Raw genomic sequence first — 25,166 nt, forward strand, 5'->3', positions numbered from 1 at the left:
GTGCTCTCTCGCGCTGGCTTTAGGATGGTCGAACAATTCGATCAGCGGACTGCACACCTGCGACTGCGGCCAGCGCGGTTGTGCTGGATCTCGAAACTTCGCTCGCTGCCTGGTGCGGTGGCTTCGCCGATTGCGGGACCGATGGCGGCATGGATGCCGCCATCGAGTCCCCAAGGGATGGGCTCACGGCGTGTCCAGAAGCGGTGAGGCATCGCGCTATCGACCGACTCCGCGTTTGACCCAGCCCGTTGACCAACCCACATCCCGCTTGGCCCAAGATCTCGTCAGCTCGGCTGGAAGCATCCGAACGCCGCTAACCAAGCTAAACAAGCTAACCAAGTCTTCGCTCTGGCTATGAGGCTGCATACATCCGGCGCGTGATCGCGACCTCGCCTGTAGCGCGGTCATGATCACGCAACGCAAGCGCGGCAGTCTTTCCAGACCCCCTACCCCGCTGTGGATTTCAATGGATTCGATGTCCTCCTTGCGCGTGCGCCGTCCTGCCACGCTGGCGTTACTGCTGGTTCCGCTCACCCTACCGGCGTATGCACAGCAGGTTCCCGACGGCGCAACGTCCGACCCGGCCGTCACCGACGAGCAAGTATCGACGCTGGATCAGGTGCAGGTGGTCGGCCAGGCAATGACCTATTCCAAGACCACCGTCAGCAAGGAGATGCTGGACCGCCAGTTCGTGCTCGGCAGCGTCAACGATGCGCTCAACGAACTGCCCGGCGTGGTGGTGACCGAAGCCGATGCCTTCGGCTCCTCGGATTGGGGCACGCAGATCAGCATGCGCGGCTTCGTCAGCAATCGCGACACGCAGCAGATCGGCACCACCATCGACGGCGTACCCAATGGCGGCTCGGCATACGGCGGCGGCTCCAAGGCCAATCGCTTTATCGACATGCCGGATCTGGAAACGGTGGAAGTGAGCCAGGGCACCGCCGACATCGCCTCGCGCTCCAACGAAGCCCTGGGCGGCACCTTGAATTACCTCACCAGCGAACCGCTGGAAACGCAGCGTATGCGCGTGATCGGCGGCATTGGCGATAACCAGGCGCGCAAGTACTACGCGCGCTACGACACCGGCCTGATCGGCGGCAATACGCGTGCCTGGGTCAGTGGCTCGTCGGCACGCAATGACGACTGGATCGACGGCAGCGGGCACACCAGCCGCGATCACCTGGCCGGCAAGTTCGTCAGCGCGCTGAATCAGTGGACGCTCAGCGGATACGCCTCCTACGACGATGCCGACGAATCCGAATACACCAGCGTGACCCCGGAGCAATTCGCGCGCGACCCGGAGCACGACCTGTTGACCGGCACGCTCACCGGCATTCCGTACCTGGCCCAGAACTACCGCTCCGGCTCGCGTGCCTTGCGCAAGAACACGTTCGGCTACCTGCGTGGCGCGTTCGATGGCGGCAATGGTTTCAAGACCACGCTGACCGGCTATGCGCACCGCATGCAGGGGCGCGGCGACTGGATTCCGCCGTATCTGGTGGATGTCAGCAACGATGGCGCCGGCGCACCCGAATCCGAAGCGCGTGGCGGCAATACCGTGTATGGCGGCAGCGATCTGGGCAAACTGTATTACCTCACCCCCGGCGGCGCGGCTGCCGCCATGCTGGCCGGTTGCGCCGGCAGCGACGCGGTGCCGGCCGAATCCAATCCGGCCTGCTATCCGGCCGGTTCGGTGCCGGTGCAATCGTATCGACATAGCCACTACGACAATCACCGCGCCGGCGCGATGGCCGATGTGGAATGGCGCACCGATCTCGGCGCCATCGACAACACCGTGCGTGCCGGTGCCTGGCTGGAACGCGTTGAGCGCAGCGTCACCCGCGACTGGCACCGCCTGCTCAACGTCGGCACCAACATCAGCTTCGATCATCAGGCGTACTGGGTGCAGTTCAAGGACAACTACCAGACCGACGAGCAGATGTATTACGTCGAAGACGTGATGCGTTACGGCGCATTCGCATGGCGCGTGGGCGTCAAGCAGTTCTTTGTCGACCAGACCCGCGACCGCCGCATCGGCGATGCGCAGCATGTGCAATCGGATTCGCAGTCCGACCCGCTGCTGTCGGCCGGCCTGACCTGGACCACACCGGTGCAGGGCCTGGAAGCCTTTGCCGGTTACTCGCAGAACTTCGCAGCGATTGCGTCCGGCGTGCTGGGCGAAACCGACCCGGTGGCGCTGAGTCGGGTGAAGCCGGAAACCGCCGACAACATCGAACTCGGCCTGCGTGTCAGCCGCTGGCCGTTGACCGGTAGCGTCACGCTGTACGACATCCGCTTCGACAACCGCATCGTGTACGTGCCGGCCAACTTCGTCACCGGTATCGACTACCTGGGCGAAACCGATGGCGTGTACGAAAACTTCGGCGGTGTGCATGCGCGCGGCGTGGAAGCAGCGCTGGGCTACGGCTGGGACAACGGCTGGCGCGTCAATGGCGCCTACACCTACAACAAGGCCGATTATCTCGGCAGCGGCGATGCCGCGCGCGATACCGCCTTGGAGATCACGCCCGGTGCGCAGGTGATCGGCCAACCGCGCAATACGCTGGTGGTGTCGGCCGACTGGCGCGGCCAGGCATGGCGCTTCGGTGTGTCCGGACGCTACCTGGGCAAGCGCTACCTGGACGCATCCAACCGCGCCGCACTCGATGGCGTGACCACCTTCGATGCCAATCTGGGTGTGGAACTTTCGCAACTGACCTCGCAGCTCAAAGGCCTGCAGCTGGCGCTCAACGTCAGCAACCTCACCGACAAGCGCTATCTGGAAGGTGTGGACGGTAGCGACAGTGCCTTCATTGCCGCCCCGCGCACCGTCGGCCTGACCCTGACGCTGGACCTGTAACGGCGAACTGCCATGCTATGCGATGCCCGCACCAGGCACCGGCGCGGGCAATCCTTCCGATGCGATGAGCCCACATGATCGATCTGCCCCGACGCCGCCTGCTGCAAGCCGGCCTCACCAGCGGCGCGGCCGCGTTGCTGCCCAGCATCGCGCGCGCCGCAGCCATCGCGCCGGACCGCCGCCGCGGCACGCTGGAGGACCTTCGGCATGTGGTGATTTTGATGCAGGAAAACCGCGCGTTCGATCATTACTTCGGCGCGCTGCCCGGCGTGCGCGGGTTCGGCGACCGTTTCCCGATCCCTGCGCCGCCCTTGCCGGGCGCACCCGCGCGCACGGTGTGGCTGCAACCCAGCGAGGACGGCCGCCAGTGGCTGACGCCGTTCGCGTTGGACACGGCCGCGCAGTTCGGCTTCATGCGTGTCAAGGGCACCCCGCATAGCTGGCCGGATGCACAACAGGCCTGGGACCATGGACGGCTCGGGCACTGGGCTGCCGCCAAGCACAATCATGCACTGGGCTATTACACGCGTGCGGACATTCCGTTTCAGTACGCGCTGGCCGATGCCTTCACCATCTGCGATGCGTACCACGCTGCGATCCAGACCGGCACCAATTCCAATCGCGTGTTCCTGTGGACCGGCGGCAACGATCCGCAGGCGCGCGCAGGCGGCCCGGTGATCGGCAATTCGCACGACAACTTTGCGGAACTGGGCGGCTTTGCCGAGCCGTATCGTTGGGGCACCTACGTCCAGGCCCTGCAGAACGCCGGTGTGTCCTGGCAGATCTATCAGGACATGGCAGACAACTTCACCGACAACCCGCTGGCCGGCTTTGCGGCATTTCGACAAGCGTACAGCGCCGCGCCCGGACATGATCCGCAATTGCGCGCGCGTGGCGTGAGCACGCGCGGTCTCGCCCAGTTGCGCCAGGACGTACTGGGCGGGCGCCTGCCTGCAGTGAGCTACATCATTGCCGACGCGGCCGGCAGCGAGCATCCGGATCCGTCCAGCCCCGCCCAGGGCGCGGCCTACACCGCACGCGTGCTGGATGCGCTCACTGCCGATCCGGCGGTGTGGAGTCGCACCGCCTTGCTGGTGATGTTCGATGAGAACGACGGCTTCTTCGACCATCTGCCGCCGCCCGCACCGCCGTCGCCGGATGCACGCGCAACGGGCGGGTTTGCCGGCGCATCGACGCTGGCCACCGACGACGACTATCACCGCCACCCGGCGCCGGGCGAGCAGAACGTGGATCTTCCCGAGCTCCGTGGGCGGCCCTATGGGCTTGGCCCGCGCGTGCCGATGTATGTGGTCTCGCCATGGAGCCGCGGCGGCTGGGTGGATTCGCAGGTGTACGACCACACCTCGGTGCTGCGCCTGCTCGAGCGCCGCTTCGGCGTGCCCGCGCCGGAAATCACGCCCTGGCGGCGTGCAGTGTGCGGCGATTTGACCAATGCCTTCGATTTCCGCCAGGCCGATGCGCGCGCGTTCGTCGCCGCGCTGCCGGATGTCGGTGCAACCGCTACGCGCGCGGCCGCCTTGCGCGAACACGCACTGCCGCCGTTGCCGGCCACGTTGCAGCCGCCCGAACAACCGTTCGGCGTGCGCCGCTCGCGTGGGCTGCCATATCGTCCCAGCGTGGAGCTGGCCCACCTGCCCGAGCGCGGCGAAGTGACGCTCCGCATGGCCAATGCGGGCGCGGCGGCGGTGCTGCATGTCTACGACCGCTTCGATCTAGCGGCAATTCCACGCCGCTACACAGTGGGAAACGACGCCATCGTGGACGGCACGTGGACCACCTACGACGGCCGCTACGATCTGTGGCTGCTCGGCCCCAACGGCTTCCATCGCCATTACCGCGGCGACCTCGATGCAGCGCCGCTGCTGGCCGAGATCGCGCAGGACGCCGACGATGCGCAAGTGCTGTGCCTGACCTTACGCAATCCCGGCGACCGCCCACTGCAGGTCACGCTGGAACCTGGTGCCTACACGCAAGCGCAACCGCGCGAGCGCATCACCATCGCTGCCGGCAGCGAGCACCATGAGCGCTGGAGCGCTGCACCGACCGGCGGCTGGTACGACCTGTGGCTGGTCCAGGGCGGAGCGCGCCAGCGCCTGGCCGGGCGCGTGGAAACCGGTAAGCCTGGCATCAGCGACCCAGCGCTCGGGGGGCCGGCACGGCTGTATCAGGACGATCCTCCCCGCATCGACGGCCCAGGACCTGCCTGAAACGCGCGGGATTGGCAGCGGGGATGCGGCACGAAGCGGATCGGTGTGCCGTCATCGGCTCGCCATCGTGGCGTCGCGCCCTGCATATCGGCGTCGCCGATGGCCTTGTTCCGTGCGGGCGGCAACAGGGTCTGCTGCCGCGGTCACACCATGCCTGGCACGGCAAGGACAGCCATCGATGCGCTGCCCCTGACCGCCCTTTGCCAACACACACCGCGTCGCCGGCCAAGCCGCCGGCGTGCACTACCGATGCAGCCAGTACCTGCAGTCGCCGATCGTCTGCGGCTGCGCGCCCGCGGAATAACGCTGCACGATCGCCGCGTGCCACTGCGCCCGTTGCGGCGTGCTGCCCACCTTGTTGGGGCAATCGACCATCGCCGCCAGCGGCAGGCCACCCAGCGCAGTGTCGGTGCTGGCCAGCGACTGCAACGCCTGATCGGACGCCCAGTCGGCAATCATCACCGCGCGGCGCCCGGACCGATAGGGTAGTTCGGAAGACCAGTCATCGCCGAAAGCCACCACCACGCCCTGCTCGGGGGTCGCGGCACGGATCTGTTCGCCGATCTGCGAGATCGGCGTCGGCGCACGCGCTTGCTTCATGTTCTTCAGCGAACTCACCAAGCCAGAGCCCAGTGACAACAGGCACAGGAACACCGCCAATGCCACACCGCGGCCGGGTTTACCGATCGCCTGGCCACGCTGCACCACCCACCAAAGCACCAGGCCGACGATCGACGCGGCGAACACCACCTGCGCGTACTGGTAATAGGGATGCACCACCTGCAGATTGGTGAAGGCCAGCATCGGCGCCAGGTAGGCGAGCAATAGCACTATCACCGCCGCACGGATCTGGCGGATCGACAAGCCGGCGATGAGGATGATCAGGAACACCCAGTTCGAACCGACCGGTCCGGCGAAGCGCTTCTTGAAGATGGTCCCCCACCAGATGGCCGGATCCAGGCGCTGCTGCAGGGTGCCGTAATTGAAGCCCGACAGGCTGTCGGACGTAACTTGCTGACCCAAAACAGAGTGTGCCTTCAAGGCATCAGCGTGGTGCAGCCAGAGCAGCAGCGCCACCAGCGCTGCCACAGCTGCCACAGCGCCCCAGCCCAACAGCTTCCAGTGACCGACCAGCCACTGTGGACGCCAGCCATGCTCATGCAGCGCCACCCAGGCCAGGGCCAGGACGGTGAAGACAGCAAAACCGAAGAAGGTGGTGATCTTGATCAGTGCTGCCAATACTGCGGCGGCAACGGCAACCCCGCCGTGCCAGGCCCGCGGCTGCGCGTACAGCCGTGCCATCGCCCAGACAAACACCAGGCCGAAGAACACCGCGGTGGATTCCATCATCACCGAGCGCCCCCACAACTGGGCCAGCGGCGACACCGCGAACGCACCAGCGATGCACAGTGCCAGCACGCGGTCGGGGCGCAGTACCAGGGCAATGCGATAGCTCATCCAGATGCAGCCCACGTGGAACAGGGTGGACAACAAACGCCCGCTGTTGTCGGCGCTCATGCCGGTGATTTTGGACAGCAACGCGGCCAGCCACTGGAACAGCGGCAGCTCGAACGGGATCGACCACGGCGCGCCGAGCACCGGCGTGAGATACGACAGGAAAGGGCCGCCACGCAGCATCCAGTCGATCGAGAGGACGGTCTGCGTCTGCCTGAAACCGGACGCATCGATGGGCGGCATCGACCAGCTGAAGACCAGCATGATCAACAGCGCGATGGCCGAATAGCACAGCAGGATCCGGGCCGGCAGCAGGCCACGGTCGGGAGTCAGTTGCTGGGTCACGCGTCGCGCTCCTGTAGGCGCCGGCCATCAGGCACAAGGCGGCCGGGCGCGCAGTGTCGGTTCTGCGGGCAGCGAGCGCAAGCCGTCGCTGGCACCGGCAGCTGCCAGGAACTGGCCGCAGCTGCCGGTCCAGCAATGCCATCACACCTGCGATCACCGTGGCGCACGCAATGATCGAGCTGCCGCCTCTTCAGCAGCGCGGTTCCATCACTGCAGCACGCCGATCGTGTGCAACCAGCTTTCCACCAAGTGCGGCCACCGCGCAATCGGCAGCCCCTTGGCGCGCAGACCAAAGGCATGGCCACCCTGGGCGTACACATGCATTTCCACCGGCACGTCCGCCTGGTTGAGCGCGACGTAGTAGGCCAGCACCTGCGAAACGCCGTCCACGTGATCGTCCTGCGCCTGCAACAGGAAGGTCGGCGGGGTATCGGCGACGACGCGAATGTCCGGACGCAGGTCCAGATGGGTGGGATCGCGGGTGGCGTCATCCTCGTCCTCGTGCGCCCACAAATGGCCCGGATACACGGCAATGGCGAAATCCGGGCGACAGCTCACGCGATCGGCGGCATCCACCGGCAGATACGTGCGCGCTGCAAAATGCGTACTGATCGCGGCCACCAGGTGACCACCGGCAGAAAAGCCGAGCACACCGATCTTGTGCGGATCCACGGCCAACTGGTCCGCCTGCGCGCGCACCATCCCCAACGCCCGTTGGGCATCCTGCAGGGCTGTTTGCACCTTCGGGTAATAGCGGCGGTCGTTGACCCAGGTCGGCCCCGAGTTCGGTACACGGTATTTCAACAGCACACAGGTGATACCGCGCGCGGTCAGCCAGTCGCAGATTTCGGTCCCTTCCAGATCCATGGCCAGGACTTGATAGCCACCGCCGGGAAACACCAGCACCGCCGCGCCGGTGTTGTGAGCCTTGGGCTTGTATACCGTCATCGTCGGGCGGCTGACATCGCTGAGCTTGGTCCATGGGTAACGCCCCTCGCCGGTGCCCACCGATTCGGGCTTCGGGTGGCGCACCGCATCAGGCACCGCGCGCGGCCAAAGCGGTATTTCGACCTGACCAGGCGCTGGCTGCCAGGCGCGCGCCGGTGCGAGCCCATGCACAAGCAGCAGCGCAACTGCCATCCACCCATGACACGACCTGATTTGCACGATTGGACCTTGAAGGGTTGAAGAAACAGAAAGCACGTCGTGAACTCATGCGCGAATGACGCGCGTGAGACACCGGAGCCTTGCACTCACGCCGCGATGCTCTCGCGCACCGCGACCGCCACCGCCTTCAACGCCGCATCGCGTGCCGCGTCGTCGACCTTGGCACCGTTCAAGTACGTGGTCAGCAACAGGGGCGCGCTTCCCTTCGGTGGCCAGAGGATGGCGATGTCGTTGCGCGTGTCGGTGCCGTTGCTGCCGGTCTTGTCGCCGATCTTCCAGCCGGCCGTGAGCCCCGCACGCAGGCAATCGTCGCCGGTGCGGTTGTCGATCATCCAGTCGGTCAGCTGCTTGCGCGAGGCTGGCTGCAGCGCGTCGCCAAGCAGCAGCGTGCGCAGCGTGGCGGCCATTGCCGCAGGCGTGGTGGTGTCGCGGGGGTCGCCGTCGGCGAACCGGTTCATCTGCGGCTCGTAGCGGTCGGTGCGGGTCTGGGCATCGCCGATACCGCGCAGGAACGCAGTCACCCCGGCCGGTTCGCCGACCAGCGGGAACAGCAGATTGGCGGCCGGGTTGTCGCTATAAATCATCGTGGCCCGGCAGAGCTCGCCAACACTGAGCGAACCGCCGACATGGCGTTCGGTCACCGGGGCATGCTCCAGCATGTCGGAGGCACGGATCCTGACCTGCTGCGCCAGCGTCAGCTTGCCCTGGTCCACCCGCCGCAGCACCGCGGCAGCCAATACAAATTTGAAGGTGCTGCACATCGGAAAGCGCTCATCCTCGCGCTGCCCGAGGCGCTTGCCGGTGGCGCTGTCGAGCAGGCAGATGCCCAGGCGGCCGCCGGTGCCACGTTCGATCTGCGCCCACTGTGCCCGCAGCATGTCGTCCACGTTCACCGCGGGGGTGAGTGCCCATGCGGGTCTGGACGCTGCAAGCAGCACGCCCACGCCGGTTGCGTGCAGGAACTGTCGCCGATTCAACATGCGGTTGCCTCCTTGAGAGAGCCCGCAGTATCGATGCGCAGGATGCAGCCGACCATCGCGATGTTTCGATCTCAGGCATGAATTGAACTAATCTCTACCCATGCCCCGCCCCCGCCTGCCGCTCAATGCCCTGCGCGCGTTCGAAGCCGCCGCGCGCCATCAGAATCTGACCCGCGCGGCCAACGAGCTATGCGTCAGCCAGGCCGCGCTGAGTCACCAGATCAAGGCGCTGGAGCAGCAGTTGGGCACCAGCCTGTTCCACCGCCTGCCGCGCGGTGTAGCGCTAACCGACGAAGGCGCCGCGCTGGCGCCGGTGCTCGGCGAGGCCTTCGACCGCATCGCCGCCACCTTGGAACGCTTTGCCGATGGCCGTTACCGCGAGGTGCTCAGCGTGGGCGTGGTCGGCACCTTCGCCACCGGCTGGCTGTTGCCACGGCTGGCGGCATTTCATGCGGCGCACGCGGATATCGAACTGCGCCTGTCCACCCACAACAACCGCGTCGACCTGGCCGGAGAGGGCCTGGATCTGGCCATCCGCTTCGGCGATGGCGATTGGCAGGGCCAGGTTGCCGAAGCCGTGATGGAAGCGCCCTTCGCGCCGGTGTGCGCGCCGGCAATGGCGCGCGGCTTGCGCGTGCCGGAGGATCTGGCGCGTGTGCCGCTATTGCGCTCGTATCGCCTGGATGAGTGGCCGCAGTGGTTCCGCGCGGCGCGTGCGACGGAGGTGCCTGCGCGCGGCAGCATGTTCGATTCGTCGCTTACCCTGGCCAGCGCAGCGGCAGCCGGCGCCGGCGTGGCGTTGTTGCCGTTGCCGATGTTTCGCCAGGACCTGGATGCCGGGCGCCTGGTCTGCCCGTTCCCGATCACCATCGACGCCGGGCGCTACTGGCTGACGCGGCTACGGTCGCGGCCGCAAAGCGATGCCGGGCGCCGGTTGCGCGATTGGCTACTGGCCCAACAGCACGTCAGCAGCTGAGCAGCGCTGCCACTCTCAGAGCGCCTTGGATGTCTTTCCCACCCGCAAGGCCAACTGGCGAAACGCCTCGAACTGCGCCCTGTCGGCGAACCAGTGCGGGCAGAACAGCTCGAACAGCCGGTCGTTGTGGTACAGCAACAGCACCCGGTCGTTTTCGCGGATGCGCATGTAATCGGACCAGGGGCGACGCAGATGGCCGTCCGCCCAGGTGATTTCCAGCCCGTTCTCGTCCCATGCGTAGGTGTAGGTATGCCGCAGCGAGGCCTGCTGCGCATGCAGGCGTTTGATCCGCCGCGGCAGGCCCCACACGTGCAACGCCACCAGGCCGAGCAACCCACCGCCACCGCCGCCGATCAGCACCGGGCCGATAATCTCGCTCGCGCCGCGCAGGTGCAGCAGCCCCGCTCCGATCAACAGCAGGACTGCCAGAAACACGAGCAGGCGTTTCGCATCGTGACGCGCATGCAAGCGCTGCGCGGCCAGATGGTCTTCCAGACTGATGGTGACGCTGATCATGCGCGCGACATCCGTGTGTGGCTCAACGCGCAGCGTAACCCACGCGCTTTCATCGTGGCCAACACGACGCAGCGCGCAGGCAGCCGCTAGGTGTAGACCAGGCGCGGCAACCGCGATGTACGCCTGGTACATCTCGCAACGACCATCTGACACGCCATCGTACGGTTGCGCAGGCGTTTTTGTCAGTGACGCTTACGCACCGTCGATCAACTCCATCCATGCGGTCTCGGCTTCAGCCAGCTGCTGCGCGGTTGCTTCGCGGTCGCGTCCGAGCACCGCCATCTTTTCGCTGTCGGCGTAGTTGCCGGGATTGGCCAGCTCGCGATCCAGCGCAGCGAGCGCCGCTTCCAGCTCGCCGACGCGCTTTTCGGCACTGGCCAGCTTGTGCGGGTTGACGGCTTTTTTCGGCGGCAGCGGCTTGGTCGGCGGTGGCGGGGTCGGCGCCGCCTCGGCCATCTTCTGCTTGGTCCCCTGCGCGGCCGGGCGGCTCCGCAACCAGGCGGCGTATTCGTCCAGGTCGCCGGCGAACGGCTCGACCACGCCATCGGCCACGCGCCAGAAACTGTCGCAGACCAGGCCGATCAGATGGCGATCGTGCGAGACCATCACGATGGCGCCTTCGAAATCGCTCAGCGCCTCGGCCAGCGCTTCGCGCATTTCCAGGTCCAAGTGGTTGGTCGGTTCGTCCAGCAGCAGCACGTTCGGCTGCTGCCAGGCGATCAACGCCAGCGCCAGGCGCGCGCGCTCGCCGCCGGAGAAACCATCCACCACTTCGAAGGCGCGGTCGCCGGCAAAATTCCATTTCCCCAAAAAGTCGCGGAACGCCTGGTTGGAACCATCCGGCGACAACTCGCGGAAATGGTCCATCGGCGACTGGCCTTCGTGCAGCGACTCCACCGTGTGCTGGGCGAAGTAGCCGATGCGCAAATCCGGATGTGCGCTGCGCTCGCCTGCCAGCGGCGCCAGTTCGCCCACCAAGGTCTTGACCAGGGTGGACTTACCCGCGCCATTGGGCCCAAGCAAACCAATCCGGTCACCCGCCTCTAGCCCGAATCCAACATCATGCAGCACGGTAATGGCATCGCTGGAACCACGCTTTTGCGATTCCCCATTCCCCATTCCCGATTCCCGCGGCACAGCGGCATAGCCGCAAGCCGCATGATTCAACCGGATCAGCGAGAACGGCAGCCGATTGGGCTGCGCGAACTGGATGCGGAACTCGCGCTCGGCGCGCACCGCCTCGGTGCCGGCCATCTTGGCCAGCCGCTTCATGCGGCTCTGCGCCTGGGTCGCCTTGCTGGCCTGCGCCTTGAAGCGGTCGATGAAGCTCTGCAGATGCGCGCGCTCGGCCTGTTCCTTCTCGTGCGCGATCTGCTGCTGGCGCAAATGCTCGATGCGCTGGCGTTCGAAATCGGTATAGCCGCCGACATACAGCTTGGCGGTGCCGCCATGCAGGTGCAGGGTGTGGGTGGCCACGTTGTCGAGAAATTCGCGGTCGTGCGAAATCAGCAGCAGCGTGCCCGGGTACTTGAGCAACCACTGCTCCAGCCACAGCACCGCATCCATGTCCAGGTGGTTGGTCGGCTCGTCGAGCAGCAGCAGGTCGCTGGGCATCATCAGCGCGCGCGCCAGATTCAGCCGCACGCGCCAGCCGCCGGAGAACGACGACACCGCGCGATGGTGCGTGTCTGCCGGAAACCCAAGGCCATGCAGCAACTTGCCGGCGCGCGCTTCGGCGTCGTAGGCGCCGATCTCGGCCATCTTCTGGTGTGCATTGGCCACTGCCTCCCAGTCCTCGCGCGCGGTAGCTGCGGCTTCTTCCTGCAGTACCGCAGACACCTCGATGTCCCCGCCCAGTACGAACGACAGCGCCGGGTCGGGCAGCGAGGGAGTTTCCTGCGACACGCTGGCCGTGCGCACCTTGCCGGGCAGATCGACATCGCCCTTGTCGGCCTCCAGCTCGCCCTTCACCGCAGCGAACAGGCTGGACTTGCCGGTGCCGTTACGGCCCACCACACCGACGCGGTAGCCGGCGTGCATGGTCAGGTCGACGTTGGAGAGCAGCAGACGCTCGCCGCGTCGCATGGAGAAGTTACGCAGGGAAATCATTGATGGACAGTCCGATAGAACGAAAAGGAATGAGCAGATGAGCAGCATTCCTGCGACGCCATTCTAGCGTTAACGAATAATTAGCGCCCTCAGCGTGGCCGCCGTCTTGTTCGCCCTCCCGCGACCGCCGCCTGCCTAGCCTTGCCTGGTCCTGCCTGGACCCACGTTTTCGGAGTTGTCATGAACGCCCCCCTTTCCGCGCTTGCGACCGCCGTGGTCGCTGCACTGCTTGCTTCCCCCGCCCTGGCCCAGACCGCCGCCCCGGCGACCGCCCCGGCCAGCACCCTGGATACGGTCATCGTCACCGGTACCCGCGTGTCGGACCGCACCGTGGCCGAGTCGCAGTCGCCGATCGACATCATCAGCGCCGAATCGCTGCAAGCCACCGGCACCCCGGAACTGGCCACCGCACTGGCGCGCGCCCTGCCATCGCTGAACTTCCCGCGCCCTGCCCTGAGCGACGGCACCAGCGCGATCCGTCCCGCGCAGCTGCGCGGCCTGTCGCCGGATCAGGTGCTGGTGCTGGTCAATGGCAAGCGCCGCCACACCTCCTCGCTGCTCAACCTCAACGGCACCATCGGTCGTGGCGCGGCGGCGGTGGATCTGAACACCATCCCGGTCGCGGCCATCGCGCGGGTGGAAGTGCTGCGCGACGGCGCCTCGGCGCAGTACGGCTCCGACGCCATTGCCGGCGTGGTCAACATCGTGCTCAAGGGCGCAGAAAAGGGCGGCAGCCTGCAAGCCGGCTTCGGCCAGTATTCGGCTGGCGACGGCAACAACTACGAGCTCTCCGGCGACACCGGCGTGGCCTATGGCGGCGACCGCGGCTGGCTGCACGTGGCCGCCCAGCTCAACCAGCAGGACCCGACCGACCGTGCACGCGCCTACGCCGGCGCGCCCAGCGTCTCGCAGCCGGCAGTCGGCCAGAAGGCGTTCAAGATCGGCGACCCGGAGGTCAATGCGCAGGCGGTCTCGGCCAATACCGAATTCGCCTTCAGCGACAGCATCACCGGCTATGCGTTCGCCACCGCCAGTAACCGCGACATCACCTCGTTCGCGTTCTTCCGCGCGCCGGGCAGCAGCCAGAACATCCTGTCGGTGTATCCGCAGGGCTTCCTGCCGGAAATCCAGACTTACGCCAAGGACCGCTCGCTGGTGGCCGGCGTGCGCGGCTCCACTGCCAGCGGTTGGGACTGGGACGCCAGCTACAACTACGGCTACAACCGCATCGATTTCCACACCCGCAATACGCTCAATGTCAGCCTGGGGCCGACCTCGCCCACGGCGTTCTACGACGGCGCGCTGGAAACTACGCAGAACATCGTCAACCTGGACGTCAAGCGCGGCTTCGATTGGGGCCTGGCGTATCCGGTAACGGTGGCCTTCGGCGCCGAATACCGCAACGAAAAGTGGAACCAGTCGCCGGGCGAAGTGGGCTCGTATTTCCAGGCCGGCACGCTGGCCGGTGGCGCGCAGGGATTCGGCGGCTTCGCTCCTAGCGTGTCGGGCCGCTACTCGCGCGACAGCTACGCGTTGTACGCCGACATCGAAGCCGACTTCACCGACAAGTTCTCTGCCGGCCTGGCCGGCCGCTACGAGGACTACAGCGATTTCGGCAGCCAGGCCTCGGGCAAGTTCTCCGCGCGCTATGCGTTCACCGACAGGATCGCATTGCGCGGCACGGTGTCCTCGGGCTTCCGCGCGCCGTCGCTGGCGCAGCAGTATTTCCAGTCCACCAGCACCACCTTCCTGGCCGGCAACCCGAACCCGTTCGAGATTCGCACCTTCCCCGCCGACAGCACCGTGGCGCGCGCGCTCGGCGCCGAGCCGCTGGATGCGGAAACCTCGCTGTCCTACAGCCTGGGCCTTGTGCTGCAGCCCACCGATGCGCTCTACCTCACCGTGGATGCGTACCAGATCGATGTGGACGACCGTATCGTGCTGTCGTCCAACCTGACCGGCGCGGGCGTGCGCAGTCTGTTGGAGTCGCAGGGCATCTTCGGCATCAATGGCGGGCGTTACTTCACCAATGCGGTGGATACGCGTACGCGCGGCGTGGACGTGGTGGGCAGCTACCGCTGGCAGCTGGCCGCCAGCAGCGTGGACCTGACTGCCGGCTATAACTATTCGGAAACCGAAGTGCGCAGCGTGGCCGCCAACCCGGCCGCGTTGTCGGCCAACGGGCTGAGCCTGGAGCGCATCGACCGCACCGAGCGTGGCCGCATCGAAGCAGGCTTCCCGCGCGACAAGTTCCTGATCAACGGCAGCTGGAACTCCGAACACTGGACGCTGGCCCTGGGGGCCACGCGCTATGGCAAGTACAGCACCCGCCCAGCGGACGCGAGCAACGACCAGACCTTCGGCGCCAAGTGGGTGGTGGATGCATCGGCCAGCTACAAGATCGATCGCTGGACGCTGACGCTGGGCGCAGACAATGTGCTGGATCAATACCCGGACGAAAACAACTTCGCCAATTCCACCAGCGGACAATTCCCGTACAGCAATCTGTCGCCGTTCGGCTTCAATGGTGCGTACGTGTATGGGCGCATCAACTACCGCTGGTAAGCGCTGCGCTTGAGCAGCCGAGGTTGTCTTTGTGATCGTGAGGCGGGCGATGCGATCGGCCATCTCGCGATCAGCGCGAGACATCCGCCGCATTTGCTGTGATCAGCAAATGCAACTTCGCTGCATGCATGGCGTGTCGCCATTGCATCCTTCGACATCCAGGGTCGACCACGCGCCCCGGCCAGCCCGGGGCGTGTGCGCATCTGCCTAAGGTCTTTTTGGAACGGCACACAAACTCGCTGCCGGCACCAGGCGGACGCGGCCGCGGCATCGACTCTGTATGCACTGCGGTTGGTGTCGCCGTCGGCGCGCACCTGACGGAATACGCGCGACGCGTTGGTCGCCACTATGCGCACCGTATCGCTGCGAGGTGAAGACCTGCCGGCAGCTGCGGTGGTATCAACGGTGCTCCCGTCATTGCCGGAGCACGCTCCATGGAAACATCGCAGCTGTCGCGCGGACGCTTGATCGACCATCTGCACCTGGTGGTGCAGGACCTGCCGGCCAGCCGGCGCTTCTACCAGGCTGTGCTGGACGTTCTTGGGATTCCGGTCGGCGGCGAAGGCGATGGGTTCTTCTGGGCCGACGAATTATTCGTTTCCGACCGCGACACGGTGGCACAGGGCGTGCTCACCGGCCGCCACCACCTGGCATTTCAGGCACGCGATGTGGCAATGGTGCATGCCTTCCATCAAGCGGCGCTCGCCCACGGTGGTCGCGACAATGGTGCGCCCGGCCTGCGCCCCTATCACCCGCAGTACTACGCCGCGTTCGTGCTCGATCCGGACGGCAACAACATCGAAGCGGTCTTCCATGGTGTTGCGCAACGCAGTGCTGATGCGGTGCAGATCACATTCTGATGCACAAGTTTCATAACTGGTATTGCCGTCCACTATGGTGCAAGCGAGCGCCTGCCCCAGCAGGTCTGGTGCAGGCGTCGCATCACTTTGGTGCACGATGACAACGTTGCCAGTAGCACGTCAGAGATGACAGTTGCTTGCGCAACGTAACCAAAATTTGACATGCGGTTACACGTGGTTAATGGTTGAGAACGCACCGCAGCTGCCGCGATGGACGCGGCCCGGGAGGGGGCCCCTGCGATGCATCCGTTCCCCACTCGGAGTTGTCACCGCATGAATTGCAAGACCAGTCCACTCGCAGTCGCCGTTGTTCTTGCACTGTCGTTTTCCGCTTCAACCGCGTCTGCGCAATCGCAGGCGCCGGCCCAGAAAACACTGGACACCCTGATCGTGACCGGCACGCGTGTGGCCGATCGCACGGTCGCCGAATCGGCATCGCCGATCGACATCATCTCGCCGCAGGCACTGGAATCGACCGGCACCACCGAATTGGCGACCGCGCTCTCACGCGCGATTCCCTCGCTCAATTTTCCGCGCCCGGCCATCTCCGACGGCTCCGACGCGGTGCGCCCGGCACAGTTGCGCGGCCTGTCGCCCGATCAGGTGCTGGTGCTGGTCAACGGCAAGCGCTATCACAGCACGGCGTTGATCAATCTCAACGATACCCAGGGGCGTGGCTCTTCGCCGGCAGACCTCAACACCATCCCGATCGCCGCGGTGGAGCGCATCGAAGTGCTGCGCGATGGTGCGTCTGCGCAATACGGCTCGGACGCCATCGCCGGCGTGATCAATGTCGTGCTCAAGGGCAGCGGCGAAGGCGGCAGCATCAATGGCCGCTACGGCAAGTACAGCGCTGGCGACGGCGAGCAGTACCAACTGTCCGGCGATGCCGGTTTCAGCTTCGCCGGCACCGGCAAGGTGCACCTGGCCGCACAGGCCGGGCACTCGGATCAGACCAACCGCGCGTTGCCGTTCCAGGGCCGTGTGGAGCAGCGTTATGGCGACCCCGACATCGACCAGGGCGCGCTCTCGTTCAACGGCGAATACAGCCCCACCGATTACCTCACGTTCTATTCGTTCGGCATGGTGAGCCGGCGCGAAGTGCTGTCCAACGGCTATTTCCGCTTTGCCGGTGATAATCGCAACCGCCCGGAAATCTATCCGGACGGCTTCCTGCCGCAGATCTACAACGTCAGCAAGGACGTCTCGTGGGTAGGCGGCTTGAAGACCTCCACCGAAGGGGGCTTGAACATCGATCTGAGCTACAACTACGGCCAGAACAATCTCACCTTCGATGTGCGCAACAGCTTGAACAACAGCTTGGGGCTGGCCAGCCCGACCGACTTCCACGCCGGTACGCTGGAAGTGACGCAGAACGTACTCAATGCCGATTTCACCAAGACGCTGGATTGGGGCCTGGCCTATCCGGTGACGCTGGCCTTCGGTGCCGAATGGCGCGGCGAGAAATTCAACGAATCGCCTGGCGATGCGGCTTCCTCGGCCAACGGCGGTATTCCCTCGGCCAACGGGTCGTTGATTCCCGGCGCGCAGGTGTTTCCAGGCTTCAAGCCCTCCGATGCCGGTTACTACAACCGCAACAGTCATTCGTTCTACGCCGACCTGGAAACCGATTTGACCGAGAAGTTCTCGGCCGGGCTGGCCGGGCGCTACGAGAAGTACAGCGACTTCGGCGACACCGCCACCGGCAAGCTGTCGCTGCGCTATGCCTTTACCGACAAGGTGGCGGTACGTGCGACTGCATCCACCGGCTTCCGCGCGCCGTCGCTGCAGCAGCAGAACTTCCAGTCGATCGCCACCCAGTTCCTCAACGTGGCGCAGCCCAACGGCACGGTGACCGCGATTCCGTTCGAGATCGGCACCTTCCGTACCGACAACCCTGCCGCGATCGCGCTCGGTGCCGAACCGCTCAAGGCCGAAGAGTCCAAGAATTACGGCTTGGGCGTGGTGCTGCAGCCGGTGGAGAATCTGTACATCACGGTGGATGCGTATCGCATCGATATCGACGACCGTATCGTGCTGTCTGAAAACCTCACCTCGACTGCGGTCCGCAACTACCTGCAGGCCAATGGGTTCCCGGGCATCGGTGGCGGGCGTTACTTCACCAATGCGGTAGACACCAAGACGCAAGGCGTCGATGCGGTCGGCACCTATCGCTGGAACCTGGATGGCGGCAGCGCAGAGCTGACCTCCGGCTACAACTACAACAAGACCGAAATCAAACGCATCGCCGACAACCCGGCAGCGCTGATGGCGATCGATCCGAGTGCGGTGCGCATCGGTCGCGCCGAAATCGGCCGTATCACCGAAGGCACGCCGCGCGACAAGTTCTTCCTTGGCGGGACCTGGTCGCCGGGCAACTGGTCGTTCACCGGCACCGCCACGCGCTGGGGCGAGTTCAGTACGTTCGGCACCAACGCCGGCAGCGACCAGACCTACGCGGCCAAGTGGACGCTGGATCTGGCCGCGTCCTACAAGTTGGGCGCGTGGAATTTCACCATCGGTGGCGACAACGTGCTCAACGAATATCCGGACCGCCAGCAAGCCGGCTTGGGCACGCGCACCTACCTGCCCTACAGCAGCGCCTCGCCGTTCGGCTTCAACGGCGCGCTGGTCTATGCAAACGTGAACTACAAGTGGTAACTCCCAAATGCCGGTCGGTCACGGCCGGCATGTGAGTCGCGCGGCACTGCATGTTCGACGTGTCGCCGACGTCACCGTCCCTGGCCACCCTCGCACACATGAGGTGGCCAGGTTAGACGCTTTCCGCTGCACGTTGCACCGCTTCAGCAAGGATGCGCGCAGCAAAGCGCGCAAGGCGCCACACCGCGCATTGCCGGTTGCTGCACTCGTGCGCACTGCTCCGTCCTGCGGACGCATGCGGCGCGCAGGCATGGCCGATTACCCGTTCGCAGTTGCATTCCCCCGGTATTTACGGTGCTTCGTCGCTACGTCCATCACTCCTTTCGAGCCTTGACTCCCATGCACAACTCCAACGCACTCTCGCTGGCGATTTCAGTCGCACTCACCGTCTGTTCCTTCGCTGCCAGTGCGCAGTCGCAATCGACCCAGCCGCAGAAAACCCTCGACACCCTGATCGTCACCGGTACGCGCGTCAGCGACAGGACCGTGGCCGAATCCGAATCGCCGATCGACATCATCTCCGAGGAGTCCCTGCAGGCCACCGGCGCCACCGATGTCGCCACCGCGCTCGGCAAGCTGTTGCCGTCGCTGAACTTCCCGCGCCCGGCCATCGCCGACGGCAACGACGCCGCCCGTCCCGCCACGCTGCGCGGGCTGTCGCCGGACAACGTGCTGGTGCTGGTCGACGGCAAGCGCTATCACACCTCCTCGCTGGTGAACTACAACCCCTATGTCGGTCGTGGTTCAGCGCCGGCCGATCTCAACTCGCTGCCGATGTCGGCGATCGCCCGCATCGAGGTGCTGCGCGATGGCGCGTCGGCGCAATACGGCTCCGACGCGATCGCCGGCGTGGTCAACATCGTGCTCAAGCATGGCGCCGCGGCCGGCAGCAACACCATTTCGGTCAATGGCGGCATCATGGACAAGGGCGACGGCGCACAGAACGGCGTCGACGGCTCGGTCGGCCTGCCGTTCGGCGCCACCAGCGGCGACACCGCGCCTGGCTGGGTGCGGCTGTCGTGGAATTACCAGAATTCGATGGACACCAACCGCAGCGAGAACACCAATCGCGCCACCACGCTTGCCGGCGCCGCCAATCCCAGCGGCGTGCCCTACCAGCGCCATGGCGATCCGGATGCCAGGTTCTACCAGGGCCTGGTCGCGTTCGGTTATGACTTCACGCCCAACGTCGAGCTGTATGGCCATCTGAGCCTCAGCCGCCGCGAAGTGACCTCCAACGGCTACTACCGTGCCTACGACAACACCGACCGCAACGTGCAGGCGGTGTATCCCAACGGCTTCCTGCCGCAGATCTACAACCCGATCAACGACCGCTCGGCGGTGCTCGGCGTCAAGGGCACCACGGCCAGCGACTGGCATTGGGACGTGTCGGCCACCTATGGCAAGAACGACATGACCTTCAACATCCTCAACAGCATCAACACCAATCTGTACTGGAGCACGGGCAGCTCGCCGACGAACTTCAATTCCGGTGGTTTCGAAACCGAACAAGGCACGCTCAACGCCGACTTCAACAAGTCCTTCGATTGGGGCCTGGCCTATCCGGTCAATCTGGCCTTCGGTGTGGAACATCGCCAGGACCGCTACGAGATCGTCGCCGGCTCGCCGGCGTCGTATTTCTTCGACCCCGACACCATCAACCCGGAAACCGGAACCCCGTACCCCGGCGGTGCGCAGGTGTTCTCCGGTCTGGAGCCCTCGGTAGCGGGCAAGTTCGGCCGTCACAGCAACGCGGCCTATGCAGCGCTGGAAGCGGACCTGACCGACAAGCTGTCCGGTGGCATCGCCGGGCGTTACGAGAACTACAGCGATGCCGGTTCCACCCGCTCTGGCAAGCTGTCGGCACGCTATGCGTTCACCGATACGTTCTCCATGCGTGCCACGGTTTCCAACGGCTTCCGTGCGCCCTCGCTGGCGCAGCAGAACTACGCCTCGGTGGTGACCCTGCCGCAGGACGGGCAGCTGATCCAGGTCGGCACCTATCGCACTTCCGACCCGATCGCCGTGCAGCTGGGCGCGCGCCCGCTGAGCCCGGAAAAGTCCACCAACTACGGGATCGGCAGCGTCTGGCAGCCGACCGCCAACTTCACCTCGACGCTGGACGTGTACCAGATCCGCATCTGGGACCAGATCCTGTATTCGGACCAGATCCAACTCGCCCAGCCGATCGGCCAGGTGGGTGCGGTGCAATTCTTCGTCAACGGCGCCACCAGCCGCACGCGCGGCGTCGACTGGGTGAACAGCTATCGGGCCGATCTCGGTGCCGGCGGCAGCCTCAACCTGAGCGCCAGCGCCAATTACAACAAGACCAAGATTCTGGAGCTGTCCAATCCGAATTTCGGACGTGCCAGCCAGGGCCTGTTGACCGAATCCACGCCACGCACCAAGTACATGCTGGCAGCGGACTGGACCTTGGGCAGCTTCTCGCTCAACGGCAATGCCACCCGCTATGGCGCGATCAAGCGAATCGGCGATCCGGCCGACGGCAGCCAGGACCAGACATATTCGGCGCGCTGGATCCTCAATCTGGCGGCCAACTACACCTGGCAGGCGCTGACCTTCACCGTGGGTGCCGACAACGTCACCAACCAGTATCCGACCAAGGCACAGCTGACCACCGGCTACGATGATCGCGCCAGCGGTCTGCAGTATTCCTCGTTGTCGCCGTTCGGCTTCAACGGTCGCTACTGGTACGGCCGGGTGACCTACCGCTTCTGATCGGCCGGCTCGAGCGAACCTGCCGATCCGCGCATGTGTATACGCAAACACCGCCGGGTGATCGGCGGTGTTTGTCGTTGTGGGCATCTCGATTCGGGTGCCGCGGCTGCGCGTCATCTGCCGCGACGATCGCCAGCGCAGTGATTGCCGCTGCGATGCCGTCCCGGCTGGTCACGTCACTGCACTGGATGACCGCGGCTCACCAGGAGGCGAGCAGCGTGTCGACACCGCGCAGGTTGGCGCGGTCGTTCCAGCTCAGCGTGTCCAGCTGCTCCAACCGAAGCGCCGGCAGACGCGCAAGCAGGCAGGCCAGCGCGGCTTCCACTTCGATCAGGGCCAGCCGGTTGCCCAGGCAGTGGTGGATACCACCACCGAGCGACAGCGCGCGGCCCTGCTGGCGGCGGATATCCAGCACCTGCGGGTCGGTGAACTGCAGCGTGTCGTGATTGGCCGCGCCCAGCATCAGATACAGCATGGCGCCCCGGGGAACCGCCACGCCCTCGATCTGGAAATCCTGCAAGGCGGTGCGCGTGGCCATCTGCACCGAGCTGTCGTAGCGCATGCATTCGAGCACTGCATTGGGCAGCAGGCCCGGGGTTTCCTGCAGCAGGCGCAATTGCTGCGGATGCCGATGCAGCGCGACCAGCGCATTGCAGATCATGTTGGAGGTGGTTTCGTGGCCGGCAAAGAACAGCAGGATCACGTTGGAGACGATCTCCTCCTCGCTCAGGCGGCGGCCGTTGTCCTCGGCCTGGATGAAGCGCGCGATCAGATCGTCGCCGCCAGCGCTGCGACGTTGCGCGATCACGCCGTGGAAATATGTTGCCAGCTGGTCGTACGCAACGCTGGTGGCCTGCAGTTCTTCCGCCGTCATCATCGGATCGAAGACTTTCGCCAGCGCGCTGGTCGCGTGACTCAGCGCGGTGACATCGGCTGCATCGATATCCAGCATCCGGCAGATGATGGCGATCGGCAGCGGGAACGCGAACTCGGCCAGCAGATCGCAGTGCCCGTTGGCCTGGAAAGCGTCGATCAACCCGGCGGCGGTATCGCTGGCTACCTCACGCATGGACTCCATCTGCCGCGCACCGAAGGCCTGCGTCATCAGTCCGCGCAACTGCGTGTGCAGCGGCGGATTGAGCAGCAGGAACATGCGGCTCATGCCCTGGAACAGCGGCAGGTGCACCGCCGCCTCGCCGTAGCGCAGACGAACGCTCTGCAGATAGTCGCGGCCGACCCGTCGGTCGCTGAGCAGGCGATCGACCACGGCGTAGCGGCCGGACATCAGCCGCCCGTCCGCCACCTGCACCAGTGGGCCTTCTTCGCGCAGGCGTGCGTAGGTCGGATAGGGATCGTGGCGGAACTGGGGTGTTGCCAAATCGCTGAGATGCATGGCCTGGCTCATGTGGCATCACCCCCGAAATAGGGGCGATGCATGCGTGCACCTGCCCAAGGACACAGGTGCTCCACGGAATGCCCGGATTATCTGCACGCATCGCGCCCCGGCCTTGCGCAAGCGCGAAGCGGTGTCGTCAATGTTGACTCGGCATGCCGGACTTGCGCCGTGCGTCTCAGCTCGCAGGCGCAGGCGACAGCGGTTTACGCGCCACCTGACGCATGCATCTGTCTGCACGCATGCGCTGCGTGTCGCATCGCGTTAATCATGCGCTGTGTACTATGGGCGTCCGGCCAACCGGACCTGTCTTGCGGTCCAGTTCCCCCTGCCGGACTCCAGCCATGACCACGCAATGCCCGCAGGCGATGCCCGGCGCAGTGCCGTTGGCTGGCTCGACGATCTCCCGGACACTCTCACAACGGATTGGAATGCATCACGACACCAGCCTCATCGACATCATCGCCGTCGGCCTCGCGGTCGCCTTCATCCTTGGCACGCTCGCGCAGAAGGTGAAGCTCTCGCCGTTGGTCGGCTACCTGCTGGCCGGCGTGTGCGTAGGGCCGTTTACGCCGGGATTCGTGGCCGACCAGACCATCGCCAACCAGTTGTCCGAACTGGGTGTGATGTTGCTGATGTTCGGCGTGGGGCTGCATTTTTCGCTCGACGATTTGATGGAAGTGAAGTGGATCGCGGTGCCTGGCGCATTGGCGCAGATCGTGGTGGCTACCCTGCTCGGCTGGGCGCTGGCGTGGAGCATGGGCTGGTCGCTGATTCACGGCTTGGTGTTCGGCCTGGCGCTGTCGGTGGCCAGTACGGTGGTGCTGTTGCGTGCGCTAGAAGAACGCCGTTTGCTGGACACCCAGCGCGGCCGCATCGCGGTGGGCTGGCTGATTGTCGAAGACCTGGTGATGGTGCTGGCATTGGTGTTGCTCCCGGCGCTGGCGGATGTGCTCGGTAGCGGCGCACCAGCCACGACGCACGATGCGCAATCGCCCTCGCTGCTGGCCGCGCTGGGCGTGACCTTGCTCAAGATGGTGGCGTTCGTCGCAGCGATGCTGGTGATCGGCCGGCGCGTGATCCCCTGGTCGTTGGAAAAAGTGGCGGCAACCGGCTCGCGCGAACTGTTCACCCTGGCCGTGCTCGGTATCGCGCTGGGCGTGGCATTCGTGTCGGCCACGTTGTTTGGTGTGTCGTTCGCGCTCGGCGCGTTCTTCGCCGGCATGCTGCTCAAGGAATCGGAACTCAGCCATAAGGCCGCCAACGATTCGCTGCCGTTGCGCGATGCGTTTGCGGTGTTGTTCTTTGTCTCGGTGGGCATGTTGTTCGACCCGATGATCCTGATCGCGCACCCGTGGCAGGTTCTGGCGACCTTTCTGACCATCACCGTGGGCAAGTCGCTGGCGGCATTTTTGATCGTGCGCGCGTTCGGCCACCCCACCGGCACGGCGCTCACCATTTCCACCAGTCTGGCGCAGATTGGCGAGTTTTCCTTCATCCTGGCCGGCCTGGGCGTGCAACTGGCGATCCTGCCGGAAACCGGGCGCGACCTGATCCTGGCCGGCGCGCTACTGTCGATCGTGGCCAACCCGTTCCTGTTCTCGTGGCTGGACCGCTGGCAGGCCAAGCAGGCGCAGGACGCGCCCGCCGCCGTGGAACCGGAACTACCGCCTGGCCCGCCATTGCCGGCCGATGGGCATGCCATCGTGATCGGCTACGGCCGCGTCGGCAGTTCGCTGGCGCAATTGCTGCGCAGCCGCGGCGTGCCGGTGCTGGTGATCGACGACAACGGCGACCACGTCGCCAAGGCCCATGCGGCTGGTATTCCCGGCATCCGGGGCAGCGCAGCGGCCGACCGCGTGCTGGCCGAGGCACGCCCGGAGCATGCCAAGATCGCAATCCTGGCCATTCCGCAGCCGCTGGAAGCCGGCGAAGCACTGGCCAAGCTGCGCGCCATCAACCCCTCGCTGACACTGCTGGCGCGCGCCCACAGCGACGCCGAGGTCAAGCACCTGCTCGAACACGGCGCCGACGGCGCGGTACTGGCCGAGCGCGAACTGGCCTATTCGCTGGCCGAAATGGTGATGTCCACCCCGCCGTACCGCGCGTTGAACGTGCCGGCGTCGTAGTTGCACTAGCGCACGCATGCGGAGTGCCGTCCAAAAAGCCCCTGCCGGGAGACGCCACCTCTGTGCACCAGTTACTTTTCTGGCGTTGGCGCGCCTGCACGGGCACGAGCGTCGCCGCCAGCAGCGACCTCCGCCCAGATAAGCCAGGCATCGAAGCCTGCAGGTGTGCAAGCCCTGCGG

Annotated in this window: 14 protein-coding genes; 8 read left to right on the forward strand and 6 right to left on the reverse strand. The window is 65.4% G+C overall.

Annotation, left to right across the window (positions count from 1 at the left end; translation table 11 throughout):
• Positions 1 to 406: 406 nt before the first annotated feature.
• Together ACCQ16_RS15355 and ACCQ16_RS15360 are read left to right on the forward strand one after the other, a co-directional pair.
• Positions 407 to 2,863, forward strand: coding sequence for a TonB-dependent receptor domain-containing protein (locus ACCQ16_RS15355; protein ID WP_277572560.1), 2,457 nt, complete (start codon positions 407 to 409; stop codon positions 2,861 to 2,863).
• A gap of 74 nt (positions 2,864 to 2,937) precedes the next feature.
• Positions 2,938 to 5,091, forward strand: coding sequence for a phosphocholine-specific phospholipase C (locus ACCQ16_RS15360; RefSeq protein WP_029820017.1), 2,154 nt, complete (start codon positions 2,938 to 2,940; stop codon positions 5,089 to 5,091).
• 243 nt (positions 5,092 to 5,334) lie between these two features.
• Here the strand turns inward: ACCQ16_RS15360 and ACCQ16_RS15365 are convergent, their stop codons facing one another.
• The 3 genes from ACCQ16_RS15365 to bla form a co-directional block, all read right to left on the reverse strand.
• Positions 5,335 to 6,891, reverse strand: a complete 1,557-nt coding sequence (locus ACCQ16_RS15365; protein ID WP_029820018.1) for an ArnT family glycosyltransferase — start codon at positions 6,889 to 6,891, stop codon at positions 5,335 to 5,337.
• A gap of 207 nt (positions 6,892 to 7,098) precedes the next feature.
• The gene (locus ACCQ16_RS15370) at positions 7,099 to 8,031 is read right to left on the reverse strand and encodes an alpha/beta hydrolase (protein WP_218539817.1); all 933 of its coding nucleotides are present in this window, start codon (positions 8,029 to 8,031) and stop codon (positions 7,099 to 7,101) included.
• Positions 8,032 to 8,144: 113 nt separating this feature from the next.
• Positions 8,145 to 9,038: a class A beta-lactamase gene (gene bla, locus ACCQ16_RS15375; RefSeq protein WP_029820021.1), complete on the reverse strand. Its 894-nt coding sequence runs from the start codon at positions 9,036 to 9,038 to the stop codon at positions 8,145 to 8,147.
• Positions 9,039 to 9,138: 100 nt separating this feature from the next.
• Here bla and ampR point away from each other — a divergent pair, with 100 nt between their 5' ends.
• On the forward strand, positions 9,139 to 10,014 hold the full coding sequence (gene ampR, locus ACCQ16_RS15380; RefSeq protein ID WP_011348286.1) for a LysR family transcriptional regulator AmpR: 876 nt from the start codon (positions 9,139 to 9,141) through the stop codon (positions 10,012 to 10,014).
• A 15-nt stretch (positions 10,015 to 10,029) separates the two neighbouring features.
• Here ampR and ACCQ16_RS15385 read toward each other — a convergent pair whose 3' ends face one another.
• On the reverse strand, positions 10,030 to 10,530 hold the full coding sequence (locus ACCQ16_RS15385) for a YcxB family protein (RefSeq protein ID WP_277572559.1): 501 nt from the start codon (positions 10,528 to 10,530) through the stop codon (positions 10,030 to 10,032).
• Positions 10,531 to 10,722: 192 nt separating this feature from the next.
• The gene (locus ACCQ16_RS15390; protein WP_031423791.1) at positions 10,723 to 12,639 is read right to left on the reverse strand and encodes an ABC-F family ATP-binding cassette domain-containing protein; all 1,917 of its coding nucleotides are present in this window, start codon (positions 12,637 to 12,639) and stop codon (positions 10,723 to 10,725) included.
• 180 nt (positions 12,640 to 12,819) lie between these two features.
• On the opposite strand from ACCQ16_RS15390, the gene ACCQ16_RS15395 reads away from it, so the two are divergent.
• From ACCQ16_RS15395 to ACCQ16_RS15410, 4 genes are all read left to right on the forward strand, one after another.
• A complete protein-coding gene (locus tag ACCQ16_RS15395; protein WP_277572558.1) occupies positions 12,820 to 15,204 on the forward strand; it encodes a TonB-dependent receptor plug domain-containing protein in 2,385 nt (794 codons plus the stop codon).
• A gap of 434 nt (positions 15,205 to 15,638) precedes the next feature.
• Positions 15,639 to 16,064, forward strand: a complete 426-nt coding sequence (locus ACCQ16_RS15400; RefSeq protein WP_008571081.1) for a VOC family protein — start codon at positions 15,639 to 15,641, stop codon at positions 16,062 to 16,064.
• A gap of 273 nt (positions 16,065 to 16,337) precedes the next feature.
• On the forward strand, positions 16,338 to 18,725 hold the full coding sequence (locus tag ACCQ16_RS15405) for a TonB-dependent receptor plug domain-containing protein (protein ID WP_014090819.1): 2,388 nt from the start codon (positions 16,338 to 16,340) through the stop codon (positions 18,723 to 18,725).
• Positions 18,726 to 19,064: 339 nt separating this feature from the next.
• Positions 19,065 to 21,464: a TonB-dependent receptor plug domain-containing protein gene (locus ACCQ16_RS15410; protein ID WP_277572557.1), complete on the forward strand. Its 2,400-nt coding sequence runs from the start codon at positions 19,065 to 19,067 to the stop codon at positions 21,462 to 21,464.
• Between the two features lie 199 nt (positions 21,465 to 21,663).
• Here ACCQ16_RS15410 and ACCQ16_RS15415 read toward each other — a convergent pair whose 3' ends face one another.
• Positions 21,664 to 22,857, reverse strand: a complete 1,194-nt coding sequence (locus tag ACCQ16_RS15415; RefSeq protein ID WP_218488487.1) for a cytochrome P450 — start codon at positions 22,855 to 22,857, stop codon at positions 21,664 to 21,666.
• Between the two features lie 431 nt (positions 22,858 to 23,288).
• Here ACCQ16_RS15415 and ybaL point away from each other — a divergent pair, with 431 nt between their 5' ends.
• A complete protein-coding gene (ybaL, locus tag ACCQ16_RS15420) occupies positions 23,289 to 24,986 on the forward strand; it encodes a YbaL family putative K(+) efflux transporter (RefSeq protein WP_008571076.1) in 1,698 nt (565 codons plus the stop codon).
• Positions 24,987 to 25,166 lie beyond the last annotated feature (180 nt).

Source organism: Xanthomonas sp. NCPPB 1062 (genome assembly GCF_041481705.2).
GTDB classification, from domain to species: Bacteria; Pseudomonadota; Gammaproteobacteria; order Xanthomonadales; family Xanthomonadaceae; genus Xanthomonas; species Xanthomonas euvesicatoria.

Coding starts and splice junctions, on each gene's coding strand:
- ACCQ16_RS15355 (WP_277572560.1), top strand. CDS start 407: ATGATCACGCAACGCAAGCGCGGCAGTCTTTCCAGACCCCCTACCCCG.
- ACCQ16_RS15360 (WP_029820017.1), top strand. CDS start 2,938: ATGATCGATCTGCCCCGACGCCGCCTGCTGCAAGCCGGCCTCACCAGC.
- ACCQ16_RS15370 (WP_218539817.1), bottom strand. CDS start 8,031: ATGGCAGTTGCGCTGCTGCTTGTGCATGGGCTCGCACCGGCGCGCGCC.
- bla (WP_029820021.1), bottom strand. CDS start 9,038: ATGTTGAATCGGCGACAGTTCCTGCACGCAACCGGCGTGGGCGTGCTG.
- ampR (WP_011348286.1), top strand. CDS start 9,139: ATGCCCCGCCCCCGCCTGCCGCTCAATGCCCTGCGCGCGTTCGAAGCC.
- ACCQ16_RS15385 (WP_277572559.1), bottom strand. CDS start 10,530: ATGATCAGCGTCACCATCAGTCTGGAAGACCATCTGGCCGCGCAGCGC.
- ACCQ16_RS15390 (WP_031423791.1), bottom strand. CDS start 12,639: ATGATTTCCCTGCGTAACTTCTCCATGCGACGCGGCGAGCGTCTGCTG.
- ACCQ16_RS15395 (WP_277572558.1), top strand. CDS start 12,820: ATGAACGCCCCCCTTTCCGCGCTTGCGACCGCCGTGGTCGCTGCACTG.
- ACCQ16_RS15400 (WP_008571081.1), top strand. CDS start 15,639: ATGGAAACATCGCAGCTGTCGCGCGGACGCTTGATCGACCATCTGCAC.
- ACCQ16_RS15405 (WP_014090819.1), top strand. CDS start 16,338: ATGAATTGCAAGACCAGTCCACTCGCAGTCGCCGTTGTTCTTGCACTG.
- ACCQ16_RS15410 (WP_277572557.1), top strand. CDS start 19,065: ATGCACAACTCCAACGCACTCTCGCTGGCGATTTCAGTCGCACTCACC.
- ACCQ16_RS15415 (WP_218488487.1), bottom strand. CDS start 22,857: ATGCATCTCAGCGATTTGGCAACACCCCAGTTCCGCCACGATCCCTAT.
- ybaL (WP_008571076.1), top strand. CDS start 23,289: ATGCATCACGACACCAGCCTCATCGACATCATCGCCGTCGGCCTCGCG.